General features: G+C 64.2%; 16 protein-coding genes and 1 tRNA gene. 9 read left to right on the top strand and 8 right to left on the bottom strand.

Annotation, left to right across the window (positions count from 1 at the left end):
- Positions 1-1,475, bottom strand: a 1,475-nt coding sequence (locus V7D81_RS01515) for a glycoside hydrolase family 43 protein (protein ID WP_324314019.1), incomplete at its 3' end; no start/stop codon positions are given.
- Between the two features lie 257 nt (positions 1,476-1,732).
- Here V7D81_RS01515 and xylB point away from each other — a divergent pair.
- Together xylB and xylA are read left to right on the top strand one after the other, a co-directional pair.
- A complete protein-coding gene (gene xylB, locus V7D81_RS01510; RefSeq protein ID WP_324314018.1) occupies positions 1,733-3,241 on the top strand; it encodes a xylulokinase in 1,509 nt (502 codons plus the stop codon).
- Positions 3,238-4,578, top strand: a complete 1,341-nt coding sequence (xylA, locus tag V7D81_RS01505; RefSeq protein WP_324314016.1) for a xylose isomerase — start codon at positions 3,238-3,240, stop codon at positions 4,576-4,578. Before xylB ends, xylA begins: the two co-directional genes overlap by 4 nt.
- A gap of 87 nt (positions 4,579-4,665) precedes the next feature.
- Here xylA and V7D81_RS01500 read toward each other — a convergent pair whose 3' ends face one another.
- The 6 genes from V7D81_RS01500 to V7D81_RS01475 form a co-directional block, all read right to left on the bottom strand.
- Positions 4,666-5,673, bottom strand: coding sequence for a LacI family DNA-binding transcriptional regulator (locus V7D81_RS01500; RefSeq protein WP_324314015.1), 1,008 nt, complete (start codon positions 5,671-5,673; stop codon positions 4,666-4,668).
- A gap of 83 nt (positions 5,674-5,756) precedes the next feature.
- A complete protein-coding gene (locus tag V7D81_RS01495) occupies positions 5,757-8,102 on the bottom strand; it encodes a TonB-dependent receptor domain-containing protein (RefSeq protein WP_324314014.1) in 2,346 nt (781 codons plus the stop codon).
- A 118-nt stretch (positions 8,103-8,220) separates the two neighbouring features.
- Complete coding sequence (locus V7D81_RS01490; RefSeq protein ID WP_324314012.1) at positions 8,221-8,628, bottom strand: hypothetical protein; 408 nt, start codon at positions 8,626-8,628, stop codon at positions 8,221-8,223.
- A 25-nt stretch (positions 8,629-8,653) separates the two neighbouring features.
- Complete coding sequence (locus V7D81_RS01485) at positions 8,654-9,892, bottom strand: PepSY-associated TM helix domain-containing protein (protein ID WP_324314010.1); 1,239 nt, start codon at positions 9,890-9,892, stop codon at positions 8,654-8,656.
- Positions 9,893-9,908: 16 nt separating this feature from the next.
- Complete coding sequence (locus V7D81_RS01480; RefSeq protein WP_324314009.1) at positions 9,909-12,074, bottom strand: TonB-dependent receptor; 2,166 nt, start codon at positions 12,072-12,074, stop codon at positions 9,909-9,911.
- A 179-nt stretch (positions 12,075-12,253) separates the two neighbouring features.
- Positions 12,254-12,340, bottom strand: a tRNA-Leu gene (locus V7D81_RS01475).
- Positions 12,341-12,529: 189 nt separating this feature from the next.
- Here V7D81_RS01475 and V7D81_RS01470 point away from each other — a divergent pair.
- The 6 genes from V7D81_RS01470 to V7D81_RS01445 are packed head-to-tail and all read left to right on the top strand — an operon-like array spanning position 12,530 to position 18,071.
- Positions 12,530-13,150 carry an RNA polymerase sigma factor gene (locus tag V7D81_RS01470; RefSeq protein WP_324314008.1) on the top strand — a complete coding sequence of 207 codons (621 nt, stop codon included), beginning with the start codon at positions 12,530-12,532 and terminating at the stop codon, positions 13,148-13,150.
- Entirely contained in the window at positions 13,123-13,746 is a 624-nt protein-coding gene (locus tag V7D81_RS01465) for a hypothetical protein (protein ID WP_324314007.1), read from the top strand. Before V7D81_RS01470 ends, V7D81_RS01465 begins: the two co-directional genes overlap by 28 nt.
- 29 nt (positions 13,747-13,775) lie before the next feature.
- A complete protein-coding gene (locus tag V7D81_RS01460) occupies positions 13,776-14,804 on the top strand; it encodes a PDZ domain-containing protein (RefSeq protein WP_324314006.1) in 1,029 nt (342 codons plus the stop codon).
- Positions 14,805-14,848: 44 nt separating this feature from the next.
- Entirely contained in the window at positions 14,849-15,868 is a 1,020-nt protein-coding gene (queA, locus tag V7D81_RS01455) for a tRNA preQ1(34) S-adenosylmethionine ribosyltransferase-isomerase QueA (RefSeq protein ID WP_324314004.1), read from the top strand.
- Positions 15,865-17,004: a tRNA guanosine(34) transglycosylase Tgt gene (gene tgt, locus V7D81_RS01450; RefSeq protein WP_324314002.1), complete on the top strand. Its 1,140-nt coding sequence runs from the start codon at positions 15,865-15,867 to the stop codon at positions 17,002-17,004. Before queA ends, tgt begins: the two co-directional genes overlap by 4 nt.
- On the top strand, positions 17,004-18,071 hold the full coding sequence (locus tag V7D81_RS01445) for an AI-2E family transporter (protein ID WP_324314000.1): 1,068 nt from the start codon (positions 17,004-17,006) through the stop codon (positions 18,069-18,071). Before tgt ends, V7D81_RS01445 begins: the two co-directional genes overlap by 1 nt.
- 156 nt (positions 18,072-18,227) lie before the next feature.
- On the opposite strand, the gene V7D81_RS01440 is transcribed toward V7D81_RS01445, so the two are convergent.
- Positions 18,228-19,508: a hemolysin family protein gene (locus tag V7D81_RS01440; RefSeq protein WP_324313999.1), complete on the bottom strand. Its 1,281-nt coding sequence runs from the start codon at positions 19,506-19,508 to the stop codon at positions 18,228-18,230.
- Between the two features lie 172 nt (positions 19,509-19,680).
- Here V7D81_RS01440 and yajC point away from each other — a divergent pair, with 172 nt between their 5' ends.
- On the top strand, positions 19,681-20,010 hold the full coding sequence (gene yajC, locus V7D81_RS01435; protein WP_324313997.1) for a preprotein translocase subunit YajC: 330 nt from the start codon (positions 19,681-19,683) through the stop codon (positions 20,008-20,010).
- The last annotated feature ends 1 nt before the right edge of the window (position 20,011 follow it).

The following is a 20,011-nucleotide window of genomic DNA, read 5'->3' as shown; positions in this document are numbered from 1 at the left end:
GTGAAGTTGGCGCTGTCTCCCTTGCCGGCTTCGTCCGACAGCAGGCTCGCATCGAGAATCACCGGGATCGTGTGCCAGCGATCGTCGCCGCGTGCCCAGGAGAACAGCAGTTCATGCTCGCGCACCTGCACGCGCAGCCGCACCGGTGCGCCGGGCTGCACGGGGATCAGCGCATCAGCGATCGGGAAGGTGCAGGCGAGCGACTGATCCGCTTCGCAGCTCATGATGCCGATGTGCTTGCCGATGCGTTCGTCCCAGCTCACGTACAGGTAGTGGAACTTGTGCGCGTTGTAGTAGCAGATGAGTCCCGCCGCCTGCTGGAAGTTGTCGGGCTCGTATTCCAGTTCGGTCGTCGCCTCGAAACAGAAATGCGTCTGGCGACGCGCCACGAGCGCCTGATGAAACGGACTGCCCACAGACTCGCGACCGTAGAGCCGCAGGTGGCCGGGATGTTCGCTGAGAGAGAACAGTGCCTGCGGCTCGGGACTGCGCAGCCACTGGAAGTCGTTCGGCAAACCCTCGGCATCGAAGCGGTACTCGCGTTCGTACGTTGGTTTCGCGGATGGCGGCGGCGATGCAGACTCGACGGCGAGGCGAAACCAGCCATCACTGTCGAGAGTCAGTTTGCGCAGCGCCGTCTCGCGGCCCAGCGGACTGCGGCGGATCGAGCGCAAGGGGCGGCTGCACAGGTGAGTCATGTAAAAGGAGCCGTCCGCCGCCTGGACGATGTCGCCATGGCCCACGCGCTGCAGCTCGTCATCGGGACGATTGCGTGCCGTGACGATGTGCCGCTCCGGATGCACCTCATAAGGCCCCAGCAATGACTTCGATCGCGCCAGCGTGACGGCGTGGTCGTAGCCGGTGCCGCCTTCGGCGGTGAGCAGGTAGTAGTAGTCGCCGAAGCGATAGAGATGCGGTCCTTCGGTGAGACCCAGTTCGCTGCCTGAAAATATCCGGTGCACGGGGCCGACCAGTCGCTGCTCGCGCACCGAGAATTCCTGCAGCACGATGCCGCCGAAGCGGCTGCGATCGGGGCGATGATCCCAGACCATGTTGACGAGCCACTTGCGCCCGTCGATGTCATGAAACAGCGAAGGATCGAAGCCGCTGCTGTTGAGATACACGGGCGTCGACCACGCGCCGTCGATGCGCGGCGATGTGGTCAGGTAGTTGTGCGTGTCCTTGAAGTTGCCGTCGAAGCGCTTCACGTCCGTGAAGACCAGATGGAACAGGCCGTCGTGCCAGGTGAGGCACGGCGCCCACACGCCGCAGGAATCGGGTTCGCCGCGCATGTCGAGCAGGTCGGCGCGGTCGAGCGGCCGGGCGATCAGTTCCCAGTCGGTGAGATTGCGCGAGTGATGAATCTGGACGCCCGGGTACCACTCGAATGTCGAGGTTGCGATGTAGTAGTCGTCGCCGACGCGACAGATCGACGGATCGGGATTGAAGCCGGTAAGGATGGGATTGCGGATCACGATTACGCCATCGCGGGAGTTCAGTCGAGTATGTGTGTAAACGTTTCCAAGGTCAACGCTGTCGGTCGTGGCAGAAGGGAGGGATGAGCTTGCCGCGCAGCCGGGGAAGAATGGCCAGGCACGGCCCCTGGAAGCCGGTATCGCCCGGCGTTTTTGCCGCCATCGAACCGATCCTCGAACGTCCGCTGCGAGCTTGGACATTGCGGCCTCGACCGGAGTACGATGTAAAATCGTTTACACGAAGCGACAGGCAAAACATGGCGATAGCGCTGGGCATCGACCTGGGTACCCAGGGAGTCAAGGTCGTCGCCTATGACCTCGAGCGTCGCGCGACGGTCGGCCAGGCCGCCGCGCCGCTCGCATTGATCAGCCGCGATGACGGCAGTCGCGAGCAACTGGCGGCGTGGTGGATCGAGGCGCTGCGCTCGTGCATCGCTGCGATCGATCCGGCACTGCGGCGACAAGCGATCGCGCTGGGCGTCTCCGGTCAGCAGCATGGGTTCGTGCCGCTGGACCGGGAGGGCAGGGTACTGAGCGCCGTCAAATTGTGGTGCGACACCTCGACGGTCGCCGAGTGCGAAGAGATCACCGCGCGCGCCGGCGGCGAACGGCGCTGCATCGAGATCGCCGGCAATCCCATCCTGCCGGGCTACACCGCATCCAAGGTTCGATGGCTCGCGCGGTCCGAGCCCGAAGCCTACGCGCGGCTCGCAACGATCCTGCTGCCGCACGACTACATCAATTTCTTTCTCACCGGCGAACGTTTCACGGAATGCGGCGATGCGTCCGGCACCGGATGGTTCGACGTCCGCTCGCGGCAGTGGAGCGCGCCGATGCTTGCCGCCATCGATGCGCAGCGCGATCTCTCGGCGTGCCTGCCGGAGATCCTGGATAGCAGCAAGGTGGTGCCGCTGGCGGCGAACATTGCCGATGAACTGGATCTGCCGCGCACAGCGGTGGTGTCCGTCGGCGGCGGCGACAACATGATGGCGGCGATCGGCACCCGTGCGATTCGCGAGGGTCGGCTGACCGTCAGCCTCGGAACGTCGGGAACGTTGTTTGCGTATTCGTCGCGCCCGATCGTCGATCCCCAGGGCCGTGTCGCCGCGTTCTGTTCATCGACGGACGGCTGGCTGCCGCTCATCTGCACGATGAACTGCACGGTGGCGACGGAACAGATTCGCAAGCTCGCCGGCATCGCTGTCGCCGATGCGGATCGGCTGCTCGGCGATACCGCCGCCGGCGCCGGCGGCATCGTCACGCTGCCGTTCTACAACGGCGAACGTACGCCGAACCTGCCGCGCGCCAAGGCCGCGATGATCGGACTCGACGTTCATAACGCGACACCCGCGAACCTGCTGCGCTCCGCGATGGAAGGCGCGACCTTCGCGCTGCGCCATGGTCTCGACATTTTCCGCGAGCTCGATCTGCGCTTCGATGCGGTGTGCGTGACCGGTGGCGGCGCGGCGAGCGCAGTGTGGCGACAGATGATCGCGGATGTCTTTGCGATTCCCGTCGTCGGCCTGCGTGATCGCGAGAGCGCCGCACTCGGCGCGGCATTGCAGGCGGCGAATGCCTCTGTGCAGGCGCGTGGCAGCGCCGGGTCGCTCGCGGATCTCGTCGACGAACATCTGGCCGTCGACGACGAGCTGTGCTGCGAACCCAACGCCGAGAACGTGCGCCGCTACGAAGGTTTCTACGGCAGCTACCAGGATCATCTGGCACGGCTGCGTCCCTACTACATTCAACAGGAGCGTAGCCCATGAGCGCTGACTACTACTGCGGCGACATCGAGTTCTTCCCGGGGATCGGCCGCATTCCCTTCGAGGGGCCGCAGTCCGACAACCCGCTGGCCTTCAAGTACTACGACGCCGACCGCCGCATCGGCGATCGGACCATGCGCGAGCATCTGCGCTTCGCCGTGTGCTACTGGCACACCTTCACGGGCGCGGGCGCCGATCCATTCGGCGTGGGCACGCGCGTCTTCGGCTGGGATCGCGCTGTCGATCCGATGGACGCGGCGACGCTGCGCATGGACGCGGCGTTCGAGATGTTCACCAAGCTGGGCGTGCCTTACTACTGCTTTCACGATCGCGACATGGCGCCCGCCGGCGAAACGGTCGCGGACTCGGAGCGCAATCTCGCCAGGATGGTGGAACGCGCCGCGCGTCTGCAGCAGCAGACCGGTGTGCGCCTGCTCTGGGGCACTGCCAACCTGTTCTCGCATCCGCGCTACATGTGCGGTGCTGCCACGAATCCGGACTTCGCCGTGCTGACCCACGCTGCTGCGCAAGTGAAGGCCGCGCTCGATGCCACCGTGGCGCTCGGCGGCGAGAACTATGTGTTCTGGGGCGGGCGCGAGGGTTACTCGACGCTCCTGAACACGGACACTGCGCGCGAACTCGATCACATGGCGAAATTCCTGGCAGCCGCGCGCGACTACGGCCGGCGCATCGGTTTCAAGGGACGCTTCCTGATCGAGCCGAAGCCCATGGAGCCGATGAAGCATCAGTACGACTTCGATGCGGCCAGCGTCATCGGCTTTCTGCGCCAGTACGGACTCGACAGCGACTTCAGCCTCAACATCGAAGCGAATCACGCGACGCTGGCGGGTCACACCTTCGCGCATGAACTGCAGGTCAGCGCCAACGCGCGGCTGCTCGGCAGCATCGACGCCAATCGCGGCGATGTGCAGAACGGCTGGGATACGGACCAGTTTCCGGTCGATCTCTACGACACGACGACCGCGATGCTCGTCGTGCTGGAGCAGGGCGGCCTGGCGCCAGGCGGATTGAACTTCGATGCCAAGGCGCGGCGCGAGTCCGTCGACATGGAGGATCTGTTCATCGGCCACATCGGCGGCATGGATGGATTTGCGCGCGGACTGGAAGTGGCGCACGCATTGCTGACGAAATCGCCGCTGGCCGCGGATCGCAGGCAACGTTATGCGAGCTTCGATTCGGTGGCGGGAGTGGCGTTCGAGCGCGGCGAGCTGAGCCTGGAAGCGCTGCGCAATCTGGCCGCCGAGCACGGCGAGCCTGCGCTGACGAGCGGCAAGCAGGAGCGGTACGAGAATCTGCTGAATCAGTATCTGCTGCGGTAGGGGGGATTCTTCCTGTAGGTCAGGCTTCAGCCTGACTCCTCAGCAGGCCGGCTGAAGCCGGCCCCACAGCAAGCACAAGCAAGAAGGTCAATTACGCCGCGCCACCGAACGACGAATGACCAGTTCGTGCGGCACCAGTTCAGGCTCGGCGGTCAGCGTCACGCCTTCCTCGATGGCGTGACAGATGCGATACATCGCCTTCTCGCCGATCTCCTCGGCAGGCTGCCGCACGGTGGTGAGCGGTGGATTGACGACCTGCGAATAGCGGATGTCGTCGAAGCCGACGACGGATATATCGTCCGGTACCGACAGGCCGGTCGAGCGGATCTCGTGCAATGCGCCGATCGCCATGTCGTCGTTGGCGCACAGGATGGCGGTCGGCTTCGAGGCGTGATGCAGGAGGTTGCGGGTTGCCTTGATCGCGCCGTCGATCGTCAGCTTGCCTTCGAGCACCCAGCCGTCCTGGATCGGCAGCTTCGCGGCCTTCATGGCAGCGCGATAGCCGGCCTCGCGGTCCTTCGTCAGCAGCGACGTGTTCGTGCCCGAGATGAATGCAATGCGCTCGTGGCCGTGCGAGATGAGGAAGCGCGTCGCCTCCTTGGCGGCGGCGACGTTGTCGATGTGAACGCTCGGCAGATGACGCATCTCCGGCTGAATCGCTTCGCAGGCGATGACGATCGGCAGGGCGCGATGGCGTTCGCGGCTCAGGATCTCGACACCGGCCGGCGGCACCGTGGCCAGCAGGATCAAGCCGTCGGCCTGGCGGGACACGAGCATGCTGGTGAACTCGTCGGAGTTCATCTTGGTCTCGCTGAAGAGCACGTTGTAGCCCTTCTGCTGCGCGATCGACTGGATGCCCTTGACCACGCCGGCGAAGAAGGGATCGCCGATGGAGGGCAGCACCACCATGATGAAGTTGGTGCGGCCGCGCCGGAAATTCTGCGCCAGCGTGTTCGGCGAGAAACCCGTCGACTCGATGGCGCGGCGCACACGTTCGCGGGTTTCTTCGTTGACCCGATCCTTGTTGTTGATCGTGCGCGAAACGGTGGCGATCGAAACGCCAGCGATTTTCGCGACATCCTTGATCGATACCATGGTTGTGCCTCACACCGGTGACCGCCGGCATTCTAGCCGGAAAACATGCAGCCCGATCAGGACGGTCACCGGTGTGGCACGGCTCAGAACGCCAGGCTCAGGCTCAACCAGTAGTTCCGCGCCTTGTCCTTGTTGTTGTAGTCGTCGAGGAATGTGGGGGCCCAGATGCCGTTGCCACTCTCCGTCCAGGTGGTCTGGAATGAGGTGAAGTCTTCATCGAGCAGGTTGTTGACGCGCGCGTTCACCGAGACGTGATCGCTGAAGCGGTACTGCGCGCCCAGGTGAAGAACTTCGTAGTCCTTGTAGTAAAGCGGATTGCCCTCGCTGTCCACGCTGCCCCGGTAGCGCTTCGATCGTGCCTCCCAGATCAGTTGCGTGCTGAAGGCGGCGGTGATCGACCAGTCCAGCGTCGCGTTCCCCATGTGCTTGGCGGTGTTGGTCAGAGGCAGACCGGTCTGCGGTCCGCTGGTCTGTTCGCTGTCGGTGTAGGTGTAGTTGGCGCGCAGCGACAGCGGGTCGAGAATCCGGTAGCGGCCGGCCACTTCGACGCCGCGGATCTCGGCTTCGTCGATGTTGATGTTCTGCGCGTAGGTCGTGTAGCCGAGGTCGCCGTAGGCGCCCAGGTTGGCGCAGGGACGCACGCCGCCGGTCGCCTCGCAGCTCTGATTCGTTTCGCCGCGCGCGATCTTGTCCTTGAAGTCGTTGCGGAAGTACGTGACGTTGAAATTGTGTACGCCGCCGTCGGCGGTCCAGTAGAGCGCCACTTCCGTGTTCACGCTCGTTTCGGGCACGAGGTCCGGATTGCCCACGAAGGGTGAGGTGCCCTGGGCGCCGAATCCGGTGATGCCGTTGTACAGGTCCGTGGTCTTCGGCGTCTTGAAGCCGCTGGCAACGCCGCCCTTGATGCTCCAGTTCGGGTTGATGGTGTAGACCGCGTAGACGCGCGGGCTCACATGGTCGCCGAACACTTTGTGATCGTCATAGCGAACGCCGGCGGTGACGGTGAGCGGATCGACCGGCGTCCAGTTGTCTTCCACGAACAGCGAGTACATCTGGTGTTCCTGCACGGTGCCGGCGCCTTCGCTGCCGCCTTCCATGCCGAACACGCCGTCCTCGAGTTCACCGTCGATGTACTGGCCGCCGGTCACCAGGTGATGGCGTCCGCCGAACCCTTCCAGCAGGAAGTCGAGCTTGGCGTCGAGCGTGTACTGCGTGCTTTCCATCGTGCGCTTCGGACGCGGCAGGAACGTCTCTTCCATGATGGCGCGTCGCTGTGCCTGCGACAGGCCGGCGTAGGCGCCGGTGCCCTGGAAGATCTGCGTATGCAGCAGACGTTCGGTTGCAGTGAGCGGGAGCGTGCGCCCGTGGTTGCCGGTGTCGATGTGCGCGAGCGAAACGAAGCTGCTGCCGAATCCCCAGTCACCGCGGTGAGTCACGGACCACTGGTCGCGGGTGAATTTCTGGTCCGATGCATATCCCGCCCGCGGCTGCGCGCGCCACAGTTCGCCCAAGTTGTCGACGGTGCCGAGCGGGTACGCGGTCGTGCCGAGATTGTTGGTGAACGGCGTGTTGTCGTAGACCTGCTCGGAGGTATCGAAATCCAGGCTGACGTCCTGCCGTTCCGAGATCTTCCAGTTCAGCGTCGCGCCGTAGTATTCGTTGAGGTTGTCGGTGGTCTTGCCGCCGCCGCCGAAACCCAGCACGCGTTCGTGCGGCTGACCGGACGGGTCGGTGATGATCTCGTACTCGGGCAGCGAGGCATCGCGCTCGTAGCGCGAGCCGCGCAGCGAGAGGCCGAGCACGTCGCGGATCAGCGGGCCGGACACCGTGAGGTCGTACGTCGTATCGGCGCCGAATGCATCGTTCTCCTGCAGCGAGTGCCCGACCGTTGCCGAAGCCTGCCAGCGCTCGGACACCTTCTTCGTGATGATGTTGATCACGCCGCCGAGGGCATCGGCGCCATAGAGCGTCGAGGCCGGGCCGCGGATCACCTCGATGCGTTCGATCGCGTCGAGCGGCGGAATGTGATTGAACTGGTTGCCGCCGAAGCTGTTGGGGTAGATGTCGCCATGATTGTTCTGGCGCTTGCCGTCGATGAGGATCAGCGTGTAGTCCGAACCCATGCCGCGAATGCTGATGGTGCGCTGTCCGGTCTTGTCGGCAGTCTCGCCGACGTCCACGCCTTCCAGGTCCCGCACCGCGTCGATCAGCGTGATGTAGGGACGCTTATGCAGTTCCTCGGCGGACACGACGCTGATGCTCGCGGGCGCATCGACGATCTTCTGTTCGAAGCCGGCGGCGGTCACGACTACTTCTTCGACGATGGTGGAATCCTCGGCGCGTGCGGCGGCAGCGGCGAGTGTGAGAACCACGGCGGCGTGGACGGGCTTGCGGATGACGGTCTGGCACAACGAAACAAACGCGGACATGACAAATGGCCTCGATTTATAGGGGCGGAGATGAACGGGAAAGATGAGCGCACGCACCGGAGGCACGCGCGGCCGAGCCGGCATGCGTCCGAGGTGCTGGATCAGCGCGGAAGTGCGGTCAAGGAGCCTGGCCGAGCTGCAGCTTCAGCTGCAGGCGGGGGCTGCGATCGACGCGGACATCGCAGCCGGGAGCCGCGAGGGGAGTCGATAGACAGGAATCGATGAACGCGAAGCCTGCGAGGTTCGACCAGTCGCAGGTGTTCGATGCAGGCGCGGGTGTGTCATCGACGGGCGCTGCGAGCACGCTGGCGAACTCGCGGATGCGCTGCTTGCAGACCTTGTCGGTGCGAGACGGCTTTTCCTCGCGCTGCGAACCCCTCGAATCGACAGAGAACAACGCCGAGAACGTGGCCGGTGCGGACGCATCCGCGAAAGTTGGTTCCGCACGGCACACGCCGACCACAGCCAGCAGCACGAATGCCAGCTGAAATGCGAGCGAGAGAGGAGAAGACTTGCGGGACGACACGGCGAAAAGGTAATACAAATCATTCCTATCTGCAATTGAACTGCGGACAGGATTTGCCGCCTTGTCTCCTGGAAGAAGAGGAAGAGGAGGCCCGGCGCTTTCGCCACCAGATGACCACGCCCGTAACGCTGAGCACCACGATCATCAGTCCGGTGATGAACACAAAGATCCGATAGGGCAGGCCCCAGATGCCGGCCACGTGCAGCATGCCGAGCCAGCGCGTGATCACATCGCCCGGCTTTTCGACTTGCTGCAGCGACGCGCCGTGCAATCGTCCCGTGTTGGCATCCATCGAGACGATCAGTTCGCGGTCCTCGCCCGTCGCGGCGCGCGCATCGTTGACCATCACGGAGTAGAGGTAGGCGACGGTGCGCGGGTCATAGCTCAGCCAGTTCTCGCGCTGTATCTCGACGCCATGTCGCGCGCTCTCGGTCAGTGCCATCGGTTCGAGAAGGCGATGGGCTTCGCGCCAGTCGATTCCTGGTTCCAGCTGAATCTTCTCCGCAGCCTGCGGCAGCGCGGTGGAATACACGTCGTCGCGCATGCCGAACAGGAACTGCGTGACTGGGGTGTAGAGAGAGTTCAGGTTGAAGTAGACGCTCGACCACGCGAAGACGAACAGCGCTATCCATAGCCAGAGTCCGCCGGCGCGATGCAGGTCGTAGTTGAGCCGCCTGGGTTTCACCTGCCATGCAATTGCCCATTTCCCGAAGAACGGGCGGGCGCGGGGCAGGGTGAGATACGCGCCGACGAAACAATCCACCGTCCACAGCAGCGCAATGATTCCGAGCGCGTACTGTCCGACGACGCCCGCCACCAGCGAAGTGTGCAGATCCAGGATGAAGGGCATCAGGTTCTTCATGCCCTGCGAGAGATCGCCGAAGCGTCGGTCTCCGGTGACGTCCCCCGTCATCGGGTTCACATAGAACTCCGTGTACGGCAGGACCGCAGGCTCGCCGGTCGCGGGATCGATCTTGCCCTCGACGCGGAAGCGAAGTGCGGAACGCGGATCGGGCGGGTCGAGGCTCACGAAATCGATGGCGGCCTCGGGACGGCTGGCCGCCACCATCGCCCGCAACGAAAACGGATCGAGCGGTTCCGCGCCGGGCCTCGCCGCTGGCAGCCGATGCAGCTCAGCGGCGAAGTAGCCGTCCAGATCGCCATAGAAGGCGAGTACGGCACCGCTCAATCCGACCACGATCAGGAACGCTGCCATCGACAGGCCGGCCCATCGATGCAGCAGCACCCACAGCGAACGCGTCATGCCGATCGGATGCGCGTCAGAAGTCCATGCTGGCGGACAGCTGGTAGGTTCGTGGCGTCATGAGAAAGAAGTTGTCCAGCGTCCCGCCGTCTTCATTGAAGACATTGTTGACGCCGCCGCGAAGCACGGCGGGCCTGTCCCACAGATGGAACGCGTAGCGAAGGCCGACGTCGACGAGCGTGAACCCAGGCGCCTTGCGCGTATTGGCGTCGTCGACGTAGGTCGATCCGCGACGCGAGACATCGCCCGTCACCGTCAGCCCGGAAACCGCGGGAACATCGGCTTCTGCCGACAGTGCGATCGAGAGCCGCGCCACGCCCGGCGCTTCATTGCCATCGAACGTGCCATCCTGGGTATCGATCAGCTTGGGCTCGAGATACTGCACGCCGCCATTCAATCGAACGATGCCGGCGAGTTCGCCGAAGACGTTGACTTCCATGCCGCGGTTGCGCTGCTTGCCGTTCACCGAAAAGACGTGCGTGACCGGATCCAGCAGGCCGCTGGGTCTGACGATCTGGAAGACGTCCGCCGTGGCGCCGAACTGTCCCCAGTCCACTTTCACGCCGGCCTCGGTCTGCCAGTTGCGGCTCGGAGAAAAGATCTCGCCGCGATTGATGGCCTCGTCGGGTGCGCTGGGGCCGCTTTCGAGCGATTCGATGTAGTTGCCGTAGATCGAGACACGATCGTATGGCTTGAACAGCACGGCCGCGGCCGGCGTGTAGGCCTTGTCGTCGTAGGCTTCGACGTAGGCGCCGCCCAGCGAAGCGTCGAAGTAACCCCAGGAGATGCGCTGCTGACGCACGCCCAGCGTGAGTTGCAGGCGATCCTCGAGCATCGCGAGCGTGTCGGCGAGCGCTATCGTCGGATTTTCGTTCCTGAATCCCTGATTCAGCGGGCCGTCCGCGTCGTCATAGTCCATGAAGAACAGATCGGTGGGCGGCGGCGGACGCGCCGGGTCGTACAGGTTGGAATGCACGGGAGCGACGCTGCCCTCCGCGCCATCGTAGATGCCGTACTGGGCGTTGCGTCCCTTGGCCTGCACGGCGCTGAAGACCAGTTCGTGTTCGATCGGCCCGGTGGTGAAGCGTGCGGTCAGCCCTGCCGTGAATGCGTAGGTATCGTCGACGGCGACGTAGTTCTGGAAGTACTCATCGAGCGTGCCGTCGGCATCGGTGATGACGCCGAAGGAGAGCAGCGCCCTGGCTTCCGAGTGCGCGCGGTTCGCCGAAGCGCGCAGCGTCAGGTGCTCATTGATGTCGTATTCCCCTCTGGCCACCACGTAACGCAGGCGCTGGTCGGAGAACGTGAACGGCTGTGCAAAGTTGCTGCCGAGACGGGGATTCTTCGGTAGCGGGAAGTCGCCGTCGATTCCTGCGGCCGTCGGCAATCCCCGGGTCTCGTAGCTGTCTTCGCCCAGATCCAGAAAGAGGCGGGCGCGGTCGGTGCGGTAGTCGAGCGCGACGGTTACCGTGTGACGATCTTCGTTCGCATCATCGATCGCGGTCTCGCCTTCCTGGGCGAAGGCATTGACGCGCATGCCGAACTGATCGGCGCTGCCGAAGCGTCGGCCGAGATCGCCGGAGATTCCGTACTGCGAGTGCGAGTCGTACTGCGTCGTCAGCGAAGTGACGGGCGTATCGGTGGCGCGCTTTGGTACGAGATTCAGCGCGCCGCCGATCGACAGACCGGACAGACTGACGCCGGAGAGCAGGGTGTTTGCGCCCTTGATCACTTCGACCCGCTCGATGCCGACCGAGGAGTTGCCGGCATAGGAAGGCAGCACGCCCGGGCCGCCATCGAAGCTGGAACTGGCGACGGTCGTACGCAGGCCGCGAATCAGGAAGCCCTGGTCGAAACTCGACGGGCTGTGCACCACCTGAACGGACGGATCGCGCTTGATGATGTCCGCCACGCGCGTGACCTGCTGATCGGCCATGGCCTGCGCGGTGAAGCTCGTGACATTGAAGGGTGTTTCGAAAATGTCGCGGCTGCCCAGCAGACCGAGTTCTGCGCCGCGTGCGACCTGTCCGCCGGCGTAGGGTTCGCTCACGTCGTCTTCGGTGGCTTCCACCCGCACTTTGGGCAGTACATCCGTTTTCCGTGAATCGTCGTCGGGGGATTGCGCAAGCGCGAGTGAACTCGCGCCGAATGCCAGGCCGAATGACAGCAAAACCGACTTCATCTGCATGCAATCTCACTCCGCAATGGGCCAGATACGCTGGAACCGGGCCGTGTCCACGGGGCCGCCCGGTTTCAGGGGGCGCGCAATCTAGCAAATAAGAGTGATTCGCATCTACAAAGATGCACGCGAGTGCGTGCGGGTCATCGATGGAAGACTGCGGATGTCCGCGGCAGGTGGCTTGGTGCCGGTAGAGGGAATCGAACCCACACTCTGTTGCCAGAAACGGATTTTGAGTCCGTCGCGTCTACCAGTTCCGCCATACCGGCACACGTGCAACCTGCATTCTTCGCGTCGGGAAACCAGGCAGTTTCCTCAGGAGAATCGGGACCTTGGCTGGGGAATGCCGGTCCGATCCGCAACGACGGGGCGCAGTATAAGGAGGCCGTAAGGCGCTAGCCAATTTTCTTTGCCGCGGCTGCGACCTTTTCTTCGCGTGTCGCATCTATACGCGCACGATGACGCAGTTCCAGGGAACGCAGATTTCGCCGGAGACGATCCGCGCCGCCGTCGATGGTGACGCGGCAGCGCATGAGTTCATCTACAGGCATTGCAGCCGGCCGGTCTATTCGCTGATACGCCGTCTGATTCCGAACGCTGCGACGGCCGACGACATCTTCCAGGACGTGTTCGTCGAAGTCCTGCGCAGCATCGGCAGCTACACGGGCGAAGGTGCTTTTGCAGGATGGGTGCGGACCATCGCGGTCAACAAGTGCCTGATGCATCTGCGCTCGCCGTGGCACCGCAGTCTGTTCTGGATCGATGCGGATGCCAGCGAAGATGATGCGAACTCGTTCGTGCCGATCGATCCGGCGCCGCGACCGGATGCGCAGGCGGCCGCGGCAGATCTGGAGCGCGCGCTCGCGACGTTGCCGGCGCTCTCACGCACGGTCGTGCTGCTGCACGACGTCGAAGGTTACAAGCACCACGAGATCGCCCGGATGCTCGGACGATCCACCGGTTTTTCCAAGTCGCAGCTCGCCCGCGCTCACATGCGCCTGCGCGGGCTGCTCGATCCGGGCCTGCCGAAATCGCAGGACGGGAGTCTGCAATGCACGCCGCTATCCACCAGCTGCTGAGCCTGCGCGACGGAGCGCCTGTTGATGCGCCGATCGCGCGTCACGTCGAACAGTGTGCGGAATGTTCCGCGGAGCTCGCGCGCCTGGAGCGTGTGCAGCAGCGATTGCAGTCGTTGCCGGCTATCGAGCCGCCTGCAGATGCGTGGCAGCGGATTGCGGATCGCGTTTCCGTGCCGGAAATACAGCGCCGCAGCCGCGTGTCGTGGGCCATTGCGGCGGCGATCGTCGTGGCGGTGGCGAGTGGACTCATCGTTCGCGAGGTTCGTGCGCCTGACGAGCCGTTGCCGGCCGTGCAATTGCAGACGCCGTCCGCGCCCGCGAAACCTGCGTCGATTTCGCTCGAGCAACTGGTGGCGCAATCGCAGGAACTCGACCAGATGCTGCAGTACCTGCCCGAGCGGCCTGTCGTGGAGCGAGTGGCGCTCGCGGCCACCCTCGACACGATCGAGGCGCGCGTGCAATGGCTCGACCAGCAGCTGTCCTACGACACCGATCTCGACGACGTGCGCGAGACGCAGTTGTGGCGCGAGCGGGTCGATCTGATGGATTCACTGGTGAAGGTGCGCTACGCGGAGGGCGCGCCGATGTCGTTCTGAATCGAATCATGACTTGCGGAGATCCGATCATGAAGAAAACAGCGGTGTGGCCGACGCGCGGATGGCTTGCAGCAGTGTCCTGCGTCCTGCTCGCCTGCGCAGCCCAGGCTGCGAGCGATGACGATGCGGCCGACAGGGCGCGTGCCGAGAACCGGCAGAAGCTGGAAGCTGCGCAGCGGCGGCTCGATGAAGCAGCGCGCGAAGTCGCGAACCTCAGCATGTCGAAGACGGGCGATGTGGAGAAGCATCTGGCGCGGGTGTTTCCGAAGGCCGTGCTGGGTCTCGTTGTGCCCGTTGGACGTGGCGATACGCGTGACGACGGCGCCGAAGTGCTCAGCGTCAGTCCGGGCGGCGGTGCGGCGGAGGCGGGATTGCGTGCGGGCGACATCCTGATGGAGATCAACGGCAAGCCCATGAAGCGTACGGGCGATCAGGGGCCGGGTGAGAAGGTGCGCGCCGCCGTGCTCGGATTGAATCCCGACGAAAAAGTCACGGTGAAATACCTGCGCGACGGCAAGCCAGCGACATCGATCGTCGTGGCGAAAGCGCCGTCCAACAGGCTGTTCAATTTCCAGATGGCCGAGCCCATGGCTCCGGGCCGGTTCGCGGGTGCATGGCCGCCCTTCGCGTTCAGGCGCGCCGACAGTCTCTTCGGTCAGGCCGAACTCGTCCCGCTGACGCCGAAGCTCGGTCAGTACTTCGGCACCGAGAAAGGCCTGCTGGTCGTGCGCGCACCGAGCGACACGCGCCTCAAGCTGGAAGAGGGCGACGTCATTCTCGACATCGACGGCCGCGTGCCTTCGAGTCCGTCGCATGCATTGCAGATCCTGACGTCGTACGAAGCGGGCGAGAAGCTCAAGCTCAATGTGCTGCGCATGAAGAAACGCATTACGTTCGACGTGACCATTCCCGAGGACGCTCAGCTACGGGGCTCGCGTGTCGCACCGCCTGCGGATGTCCTCATCCCGGTGCCGGCCATCGCGCCGGTACCAGCGGTGGAGGCGCCCGCGATGCGTCGCGAAATCCGGATCGGCAAACCCCGCGACGAGGCGGTGTAGTCCGACTTTCGCGCCGTCGGCCGGACTGTTACCGTGCGCGCCCCATGCGGCGCGCCGACTTTGCCTACGATCTTCCCGCGGAGCTGATTGCCCAGCGCCCGCCCGCGCAGCGCTCCGGCAGCCGTCTGCTGCGTCTTGCCCGCGACGCGCGCTGCGAGGACCTGCAGTTCACCGACTTCCCGGGGCTGCTGCGGGCCAACGATCTGCTCATATTCAATGACACCCGGGTCATCCCGGCGCGCGTCTTCGGGGTCAAGCCGACCGGCGGGCAGGTGGAAATCCTGCTCGAACGCATTCTCGACGGTCGACGCATTCTCGCGCACGTGCATGCGAGCAAGGCGCTGCGCGCCGAAGTGCCGGTGCTGTTGCAGGACGGCGCCGAAGCGCGGTTCGTCGCTCGACGCGACGACCTGTTCGAACTGGAACTCAACGTCGATCCGCTCGGGTTTTTCGAACGGCACGGTTCGATGCCGCTGCCACCTTATATAGAGCGATCCACCGAAGCCGACGACGCGACGCGCTACCAGACCATCTACGCGCGCGAATCGGGCGCCGTGGCCGCGCCGACCGCGGGACTGCATTTCGATGACGCCATCGTCGCGCGCTGTGCCGAAGTCGGCGCGCGAGCGGCGTATGTCACCTTGCACGTCGGCGCCGGTACGTTCCAGCCGATCCGGGTCGACGATCTCGACCGGCACAAGATGCATCGCGAGCGTGTGCAGGTGAGCGAGGAAGTCTGCGAAGCCGTCGCGCGGGCGCGGGCCGACGGCGGACGGGTCATTGCGGTCGGAACCACTGTCGTGCGCAGCCTGGAATCCGCCGCACAGGGCGGTTCGTTGCTGCCGTTTTCGGGGGAGACCCAGCTTTTCATCCGTCCCGGCTATCGCTTCAACGCGGTGGACGCATTGCTCACCAACTTCCACCTGCCCGAATCCACATTGTTGATGCTGGTGTGTGCCTTCGGCGGGTACGATGCCGTCATGAACGCCTATCGACATGCGGTCGCCCAGCGCTATCGTTTTTTCAGCTACGGCGATGCGATGTTCCTGGAGCGCGCCGCTTGAGTCTCAGGTTCGATCTGTTGAAGCGCGACGGGCGGGCGCGTCGCGGACGGCTCACGTTTCCGCGCGGCGCCGTCGAGACGCCGGTGTTCATGCCGGTGGGCACGTACGGCACCGTGAAAGCGATGACGCCCGAGGAACTCTCGGGGTTGGGCGCGCAGATCATTCTCGGCAACACCTTTCATCTCATGCTGCGGCCGGGCATGGACGTGATGCGGGCGCACGGCGGATTGCATCGCTTCATGCACTGGCAGGGTCCGATCCTCACGGACTCGGGCGGTTTCCAGGTCTTCAGTCTCGCGGCGATGCGCAAGATCACGGAGGAGGGCGCGCATTTCCGCTCGCCCGTGAATGGCGATCCCATCCTGCTGACGCCGGAGCGCTCGATGCAGGTGCAGCGCGATCTCGATTCCGACGTCGTCATGATCTTCGACGAATGCACGCCGTATCCGGCGACGGAAAGCGAAGCGCGGCGTTCGATGGAATTGTCATTGCGCTGGGCGGCGCGCAGCCGCGCGGAGTTCGATCGCCTGGAGAATCCGCATTCGCTGTTCGGCATCGTGCAGGGCGGCATGTACGACAGCCTGCGACTGGAATCGATCGCGGGGCTGACGCAGATCGGCTTCGATGGTTATGCGATCGGCGGCCTGGCGGTCGGCGAACCAAAGGCCGAACGCGAACGCGTGCTCGACACGATCGAGTCGTCATTGCCAGTCGATCGACCGCGCTACCTGATGGGCGTGGGCACGCCAGAAGACCTGGTCGAATGCGTGCGACGCGGCATCGACATGTTCGATTGCGTGATGCCGACGCGCAATGCGCGCAACGGTCATCTGTTCACCACCCACGGCGTCGTGCGGATCCGCAATGCCCGGTACGAAACCGATACGCGTCCGCTCGATGAATCCTGCGGCTGCTATACGTGTGCGAATTATTCGCGCTCGTACCTGCGGCATCTCGATCGCTGCGGCGAGATCCTGGCCGCCCGCCTCGGGACGATCCACAACCTCTACTACTATCTCTCGCTGATGCAATCGATCCGCGACGCCATCGAAGAGGCGCGCTTCGACGAATTCGCTCGCGAGTTTCATGCGCGGCGTAGCGCCGCTGCGGCTGTCGAAGCCGTCGAGGACCGCTGATGCTGGCCGATCTGCCTACCGCTCCCTGGTTCCGTCGCGTGCTGGTGTCCGGCCTGGTGCTGGGCATCGTACTGCTGACGTTCACCGTGCTGCAGCCCTTCATCGTGCCGCTGATCTGGGGCGCGATCCTGGCGTACGTGAGCTGGCCCATGCATCAGCGCATCATCCGCTGGTGCCGTGGGCGTGTCGGGCTGGCGTCGCTCATCACCACGCTGATCGTGACGATGGCCATCGTCGTGCCGATCGCCTGGCTGATCCTGATGCTGCGTGTCGAAGCCATCGGCGCTTACTCGACGGTGCAGAATTTCCTGGCGTCGAAGCCGACGCTACCCGACGCGATTCGCGATCTGCCCTGGGTCGGGCAGGTGCTGCAGGACACGTTGCAGCAGATGTCGGCCGATCCCAAGGCGCTGGGGCAGCGCTTCATGCTGGTGATGGAAGAGTCGCAGCTCGAAGTCACGCGCGTCATCGGCGGTGTCGGCCGCAACGTTGCCAAGCTGTTCTTTGCGGTGCTGTCGATGTTCTTTCTGTTGCGCGACGGTCCGCGATTGCTGCACGAGGCGCGATCCATTCTCGAGGGCATTCTCGGGCCGACCGTACGCGACTATCTCGATGCCGTCGGTTCGACGACGCAGGCGGTCGTGTACGCACTCATGCTCGGTGCGCTGGCGCAGGGTGTCGTGGCCGGTATCGGGTATGCCATTTTCGGCATCAAGGCGCCGGTGCTGATGGGCGCCGTCACGGTGCTCATCGCGCTGATTCCGTTCGGCGCGCCGATGGTCTGGGGATCGATGTCGATCTGGCTGATCGTCAGCGGCCATGTCTGGCCCGGCGTCGGCCTGATGCTGTGGGGCCTGGTGCTGGTGAGCTGGGTCGACAACATCGTACGGCCGCTGGTCATCTCGAATGCGACGCGCATGCCATTCCTGCTGGTCGTGTTCGGCGTGCTCGGCGGCGTGCTGGCCTTCGGCCTGGTGGGACTGTTCATCGGTCCGGTGCTGCTCGCCGTCTCGCTGGCGTTGTGGCGCGAGTGGCTGGAGCAGCACCAGAAGCCGATGCCGGATTAGTTCCAACGGCGTTGAGCGCCAGATGATTGAGTCGAGCCGGAGATCCACCAGCGAAGGGAGAAGGACAGGACGGGGGTTTCTGTAGGTCAGGCTTTAGCCTGACTTCCGAAAAGGAGGCCGGCTGAAGCCGGCCCCACAGTAAGAATCCCCATGGGACTAGCTTTTCAGCAGCACCTTGTCGATCCGCACGCCATCCATGTCCATGATCTCGATCCTGAGATCGCGCCAGGTGAGCGTATCGCCGGCCTTGGGAATGCGGCCGAGGCGGGCCAGGACGAATCCCGCGACGGTGTGATAGTCGCGGCCGACCATGTCGCGACGGCCGAGTTTCTGTTGCAGTTCTTCGATCGACAGATGCCCGTCGACGAGCCATGAGCCGTCGGCGCGCTGCAGGACTTCGGGCCGTTCGCGGCTGCCGAGTTCGGGCAGCTCGCCGGCAATCGCCTTGAGGATGTCGATCGGGGTCGTGATGCCTTCGATGTCGCCGTATTCGTCGGTGACGATGGCGAGATGCGTGCTCGATTTCTGGAACTGATCGAGCAGCTGCAGCACCGACAGCGAATCGGGAATGTGCAGCGGCGGCTGCAGGTCACGTTCCGCATCGAGCCGGCCGCGATGCACGACTTCGCTCAGATCGGCGAGCGAGATCATGCCGAGCAGGTTGTCGAGCTTGCCGCGTGCCACCAGGAAGCGCGCGTGACCGCTTTCCTTGGCCTGCTGCCACAGGGTTTCCAGCGGTTCTTCCAGGTCCAGCCAGATGACGTCCTGGCGCGGGATCATGATCGAGCCGACCTTGCGGTCGGCCAGCGCCATCACGCCTTCGAGCAGGCGTCGTTCTGACGCGAGAAACACGCCGGCATGCGTGCCTTCGGCGACCAGGGCGCGAACGTCGTCTTCGGTGACAGCGGCCTGCGACGCGGAGGAGACCGGCAGGATTCTCAGAACCAGATTGACCGAGCCCCGCAGCAGGCGCACCGGATACGCCATGATCTTTGCGAACACGCGCATGAACGGCGCGACGAACATGGCGAGTGATTCGGCGTGGGTCAGCGCAACGCGTTTGGGTACCAGCTCTCCGATGATGAGCGAGAAGAAAGTCACAAGTACCACGATGATGCCGAACGCTACGTCGTCGATTTCAATGTAGGGGATTGCGATGCCATAGCCCGTCAGCATCTGCGTGAGCCAGGACTGGAGCGCCGCGCCGCTGTACATGCCCGTCAGAATCCCGATCAGGGTTATTCCGATCTGGATCGCGGAGAGGAACGTGGTGGGGTCCTCGGTCAACGCAAGAGCCGACTTCGCGCCGGACCGTCCCTGTTCGGCGGCGGCCTGCAGGCGGGTGCGCTTCGCGGAGACGAGCGCCATTTCCGACAGCGCGAAGAACCCATTCAGGAGAATCAGCAGGAGAATGACGAGAATTTCACCGGTGGGCATTGAAGCGACCTGCGGGGTAACCCCATGGCCGGGCAGTGTACTCAAACGGGGGCACGGGGAGGGGAGGCGGGATTAGGGGCCGCGGGAGCCGTGTGTATAATGCGCCGCTCTTTGGGCCGGGCTGCCGCTGCGGGTCCCATTCAACTCTTCAGATCCTTACAGGGGACGCTAGATGGATTGGCTGATTTCAACCGCGCACGCGCAGGCTCAGGGTGCCCCGCAAGGCAGTGCCCTCATGCAGTTCCTGCCGTTGATCCTGATCTTCGTCGTCTTCTACTTCCTGTTGATCCGTCCCCAGACCAAGCGCGCCAAGGAGCATCGCGAGATGGTGGCCGCCCTTGAAGTGGGCGCGGAAGTCGTCACCAACGGCGGCATCCTCGGCAGGATCACCGCCGTCAGCGAGCAATTCCTGACCATCGAGATCGCGGATGGCGTCAATGTGAAAGTGCAGCGCCACACGGTCTCCCAGGTTCTTCCGAAAGGCACCCTCAAGAGCGCCTGAG

Origin of the sequence: Povalibacter sp. (assembly GCF_036735925.1) — a bacterium.
Classification (GTDB): domain Bacteria; phylum Pseudomonadota; class Gammaproteobacteria; order Steroidobacterales; family Steroidobacteraceae; genus Steroidobacter.
Note: the sequence above shows the minus strand (reverse complement) of the source record. Positions and strands in the feature narration are given on the sequence as shown.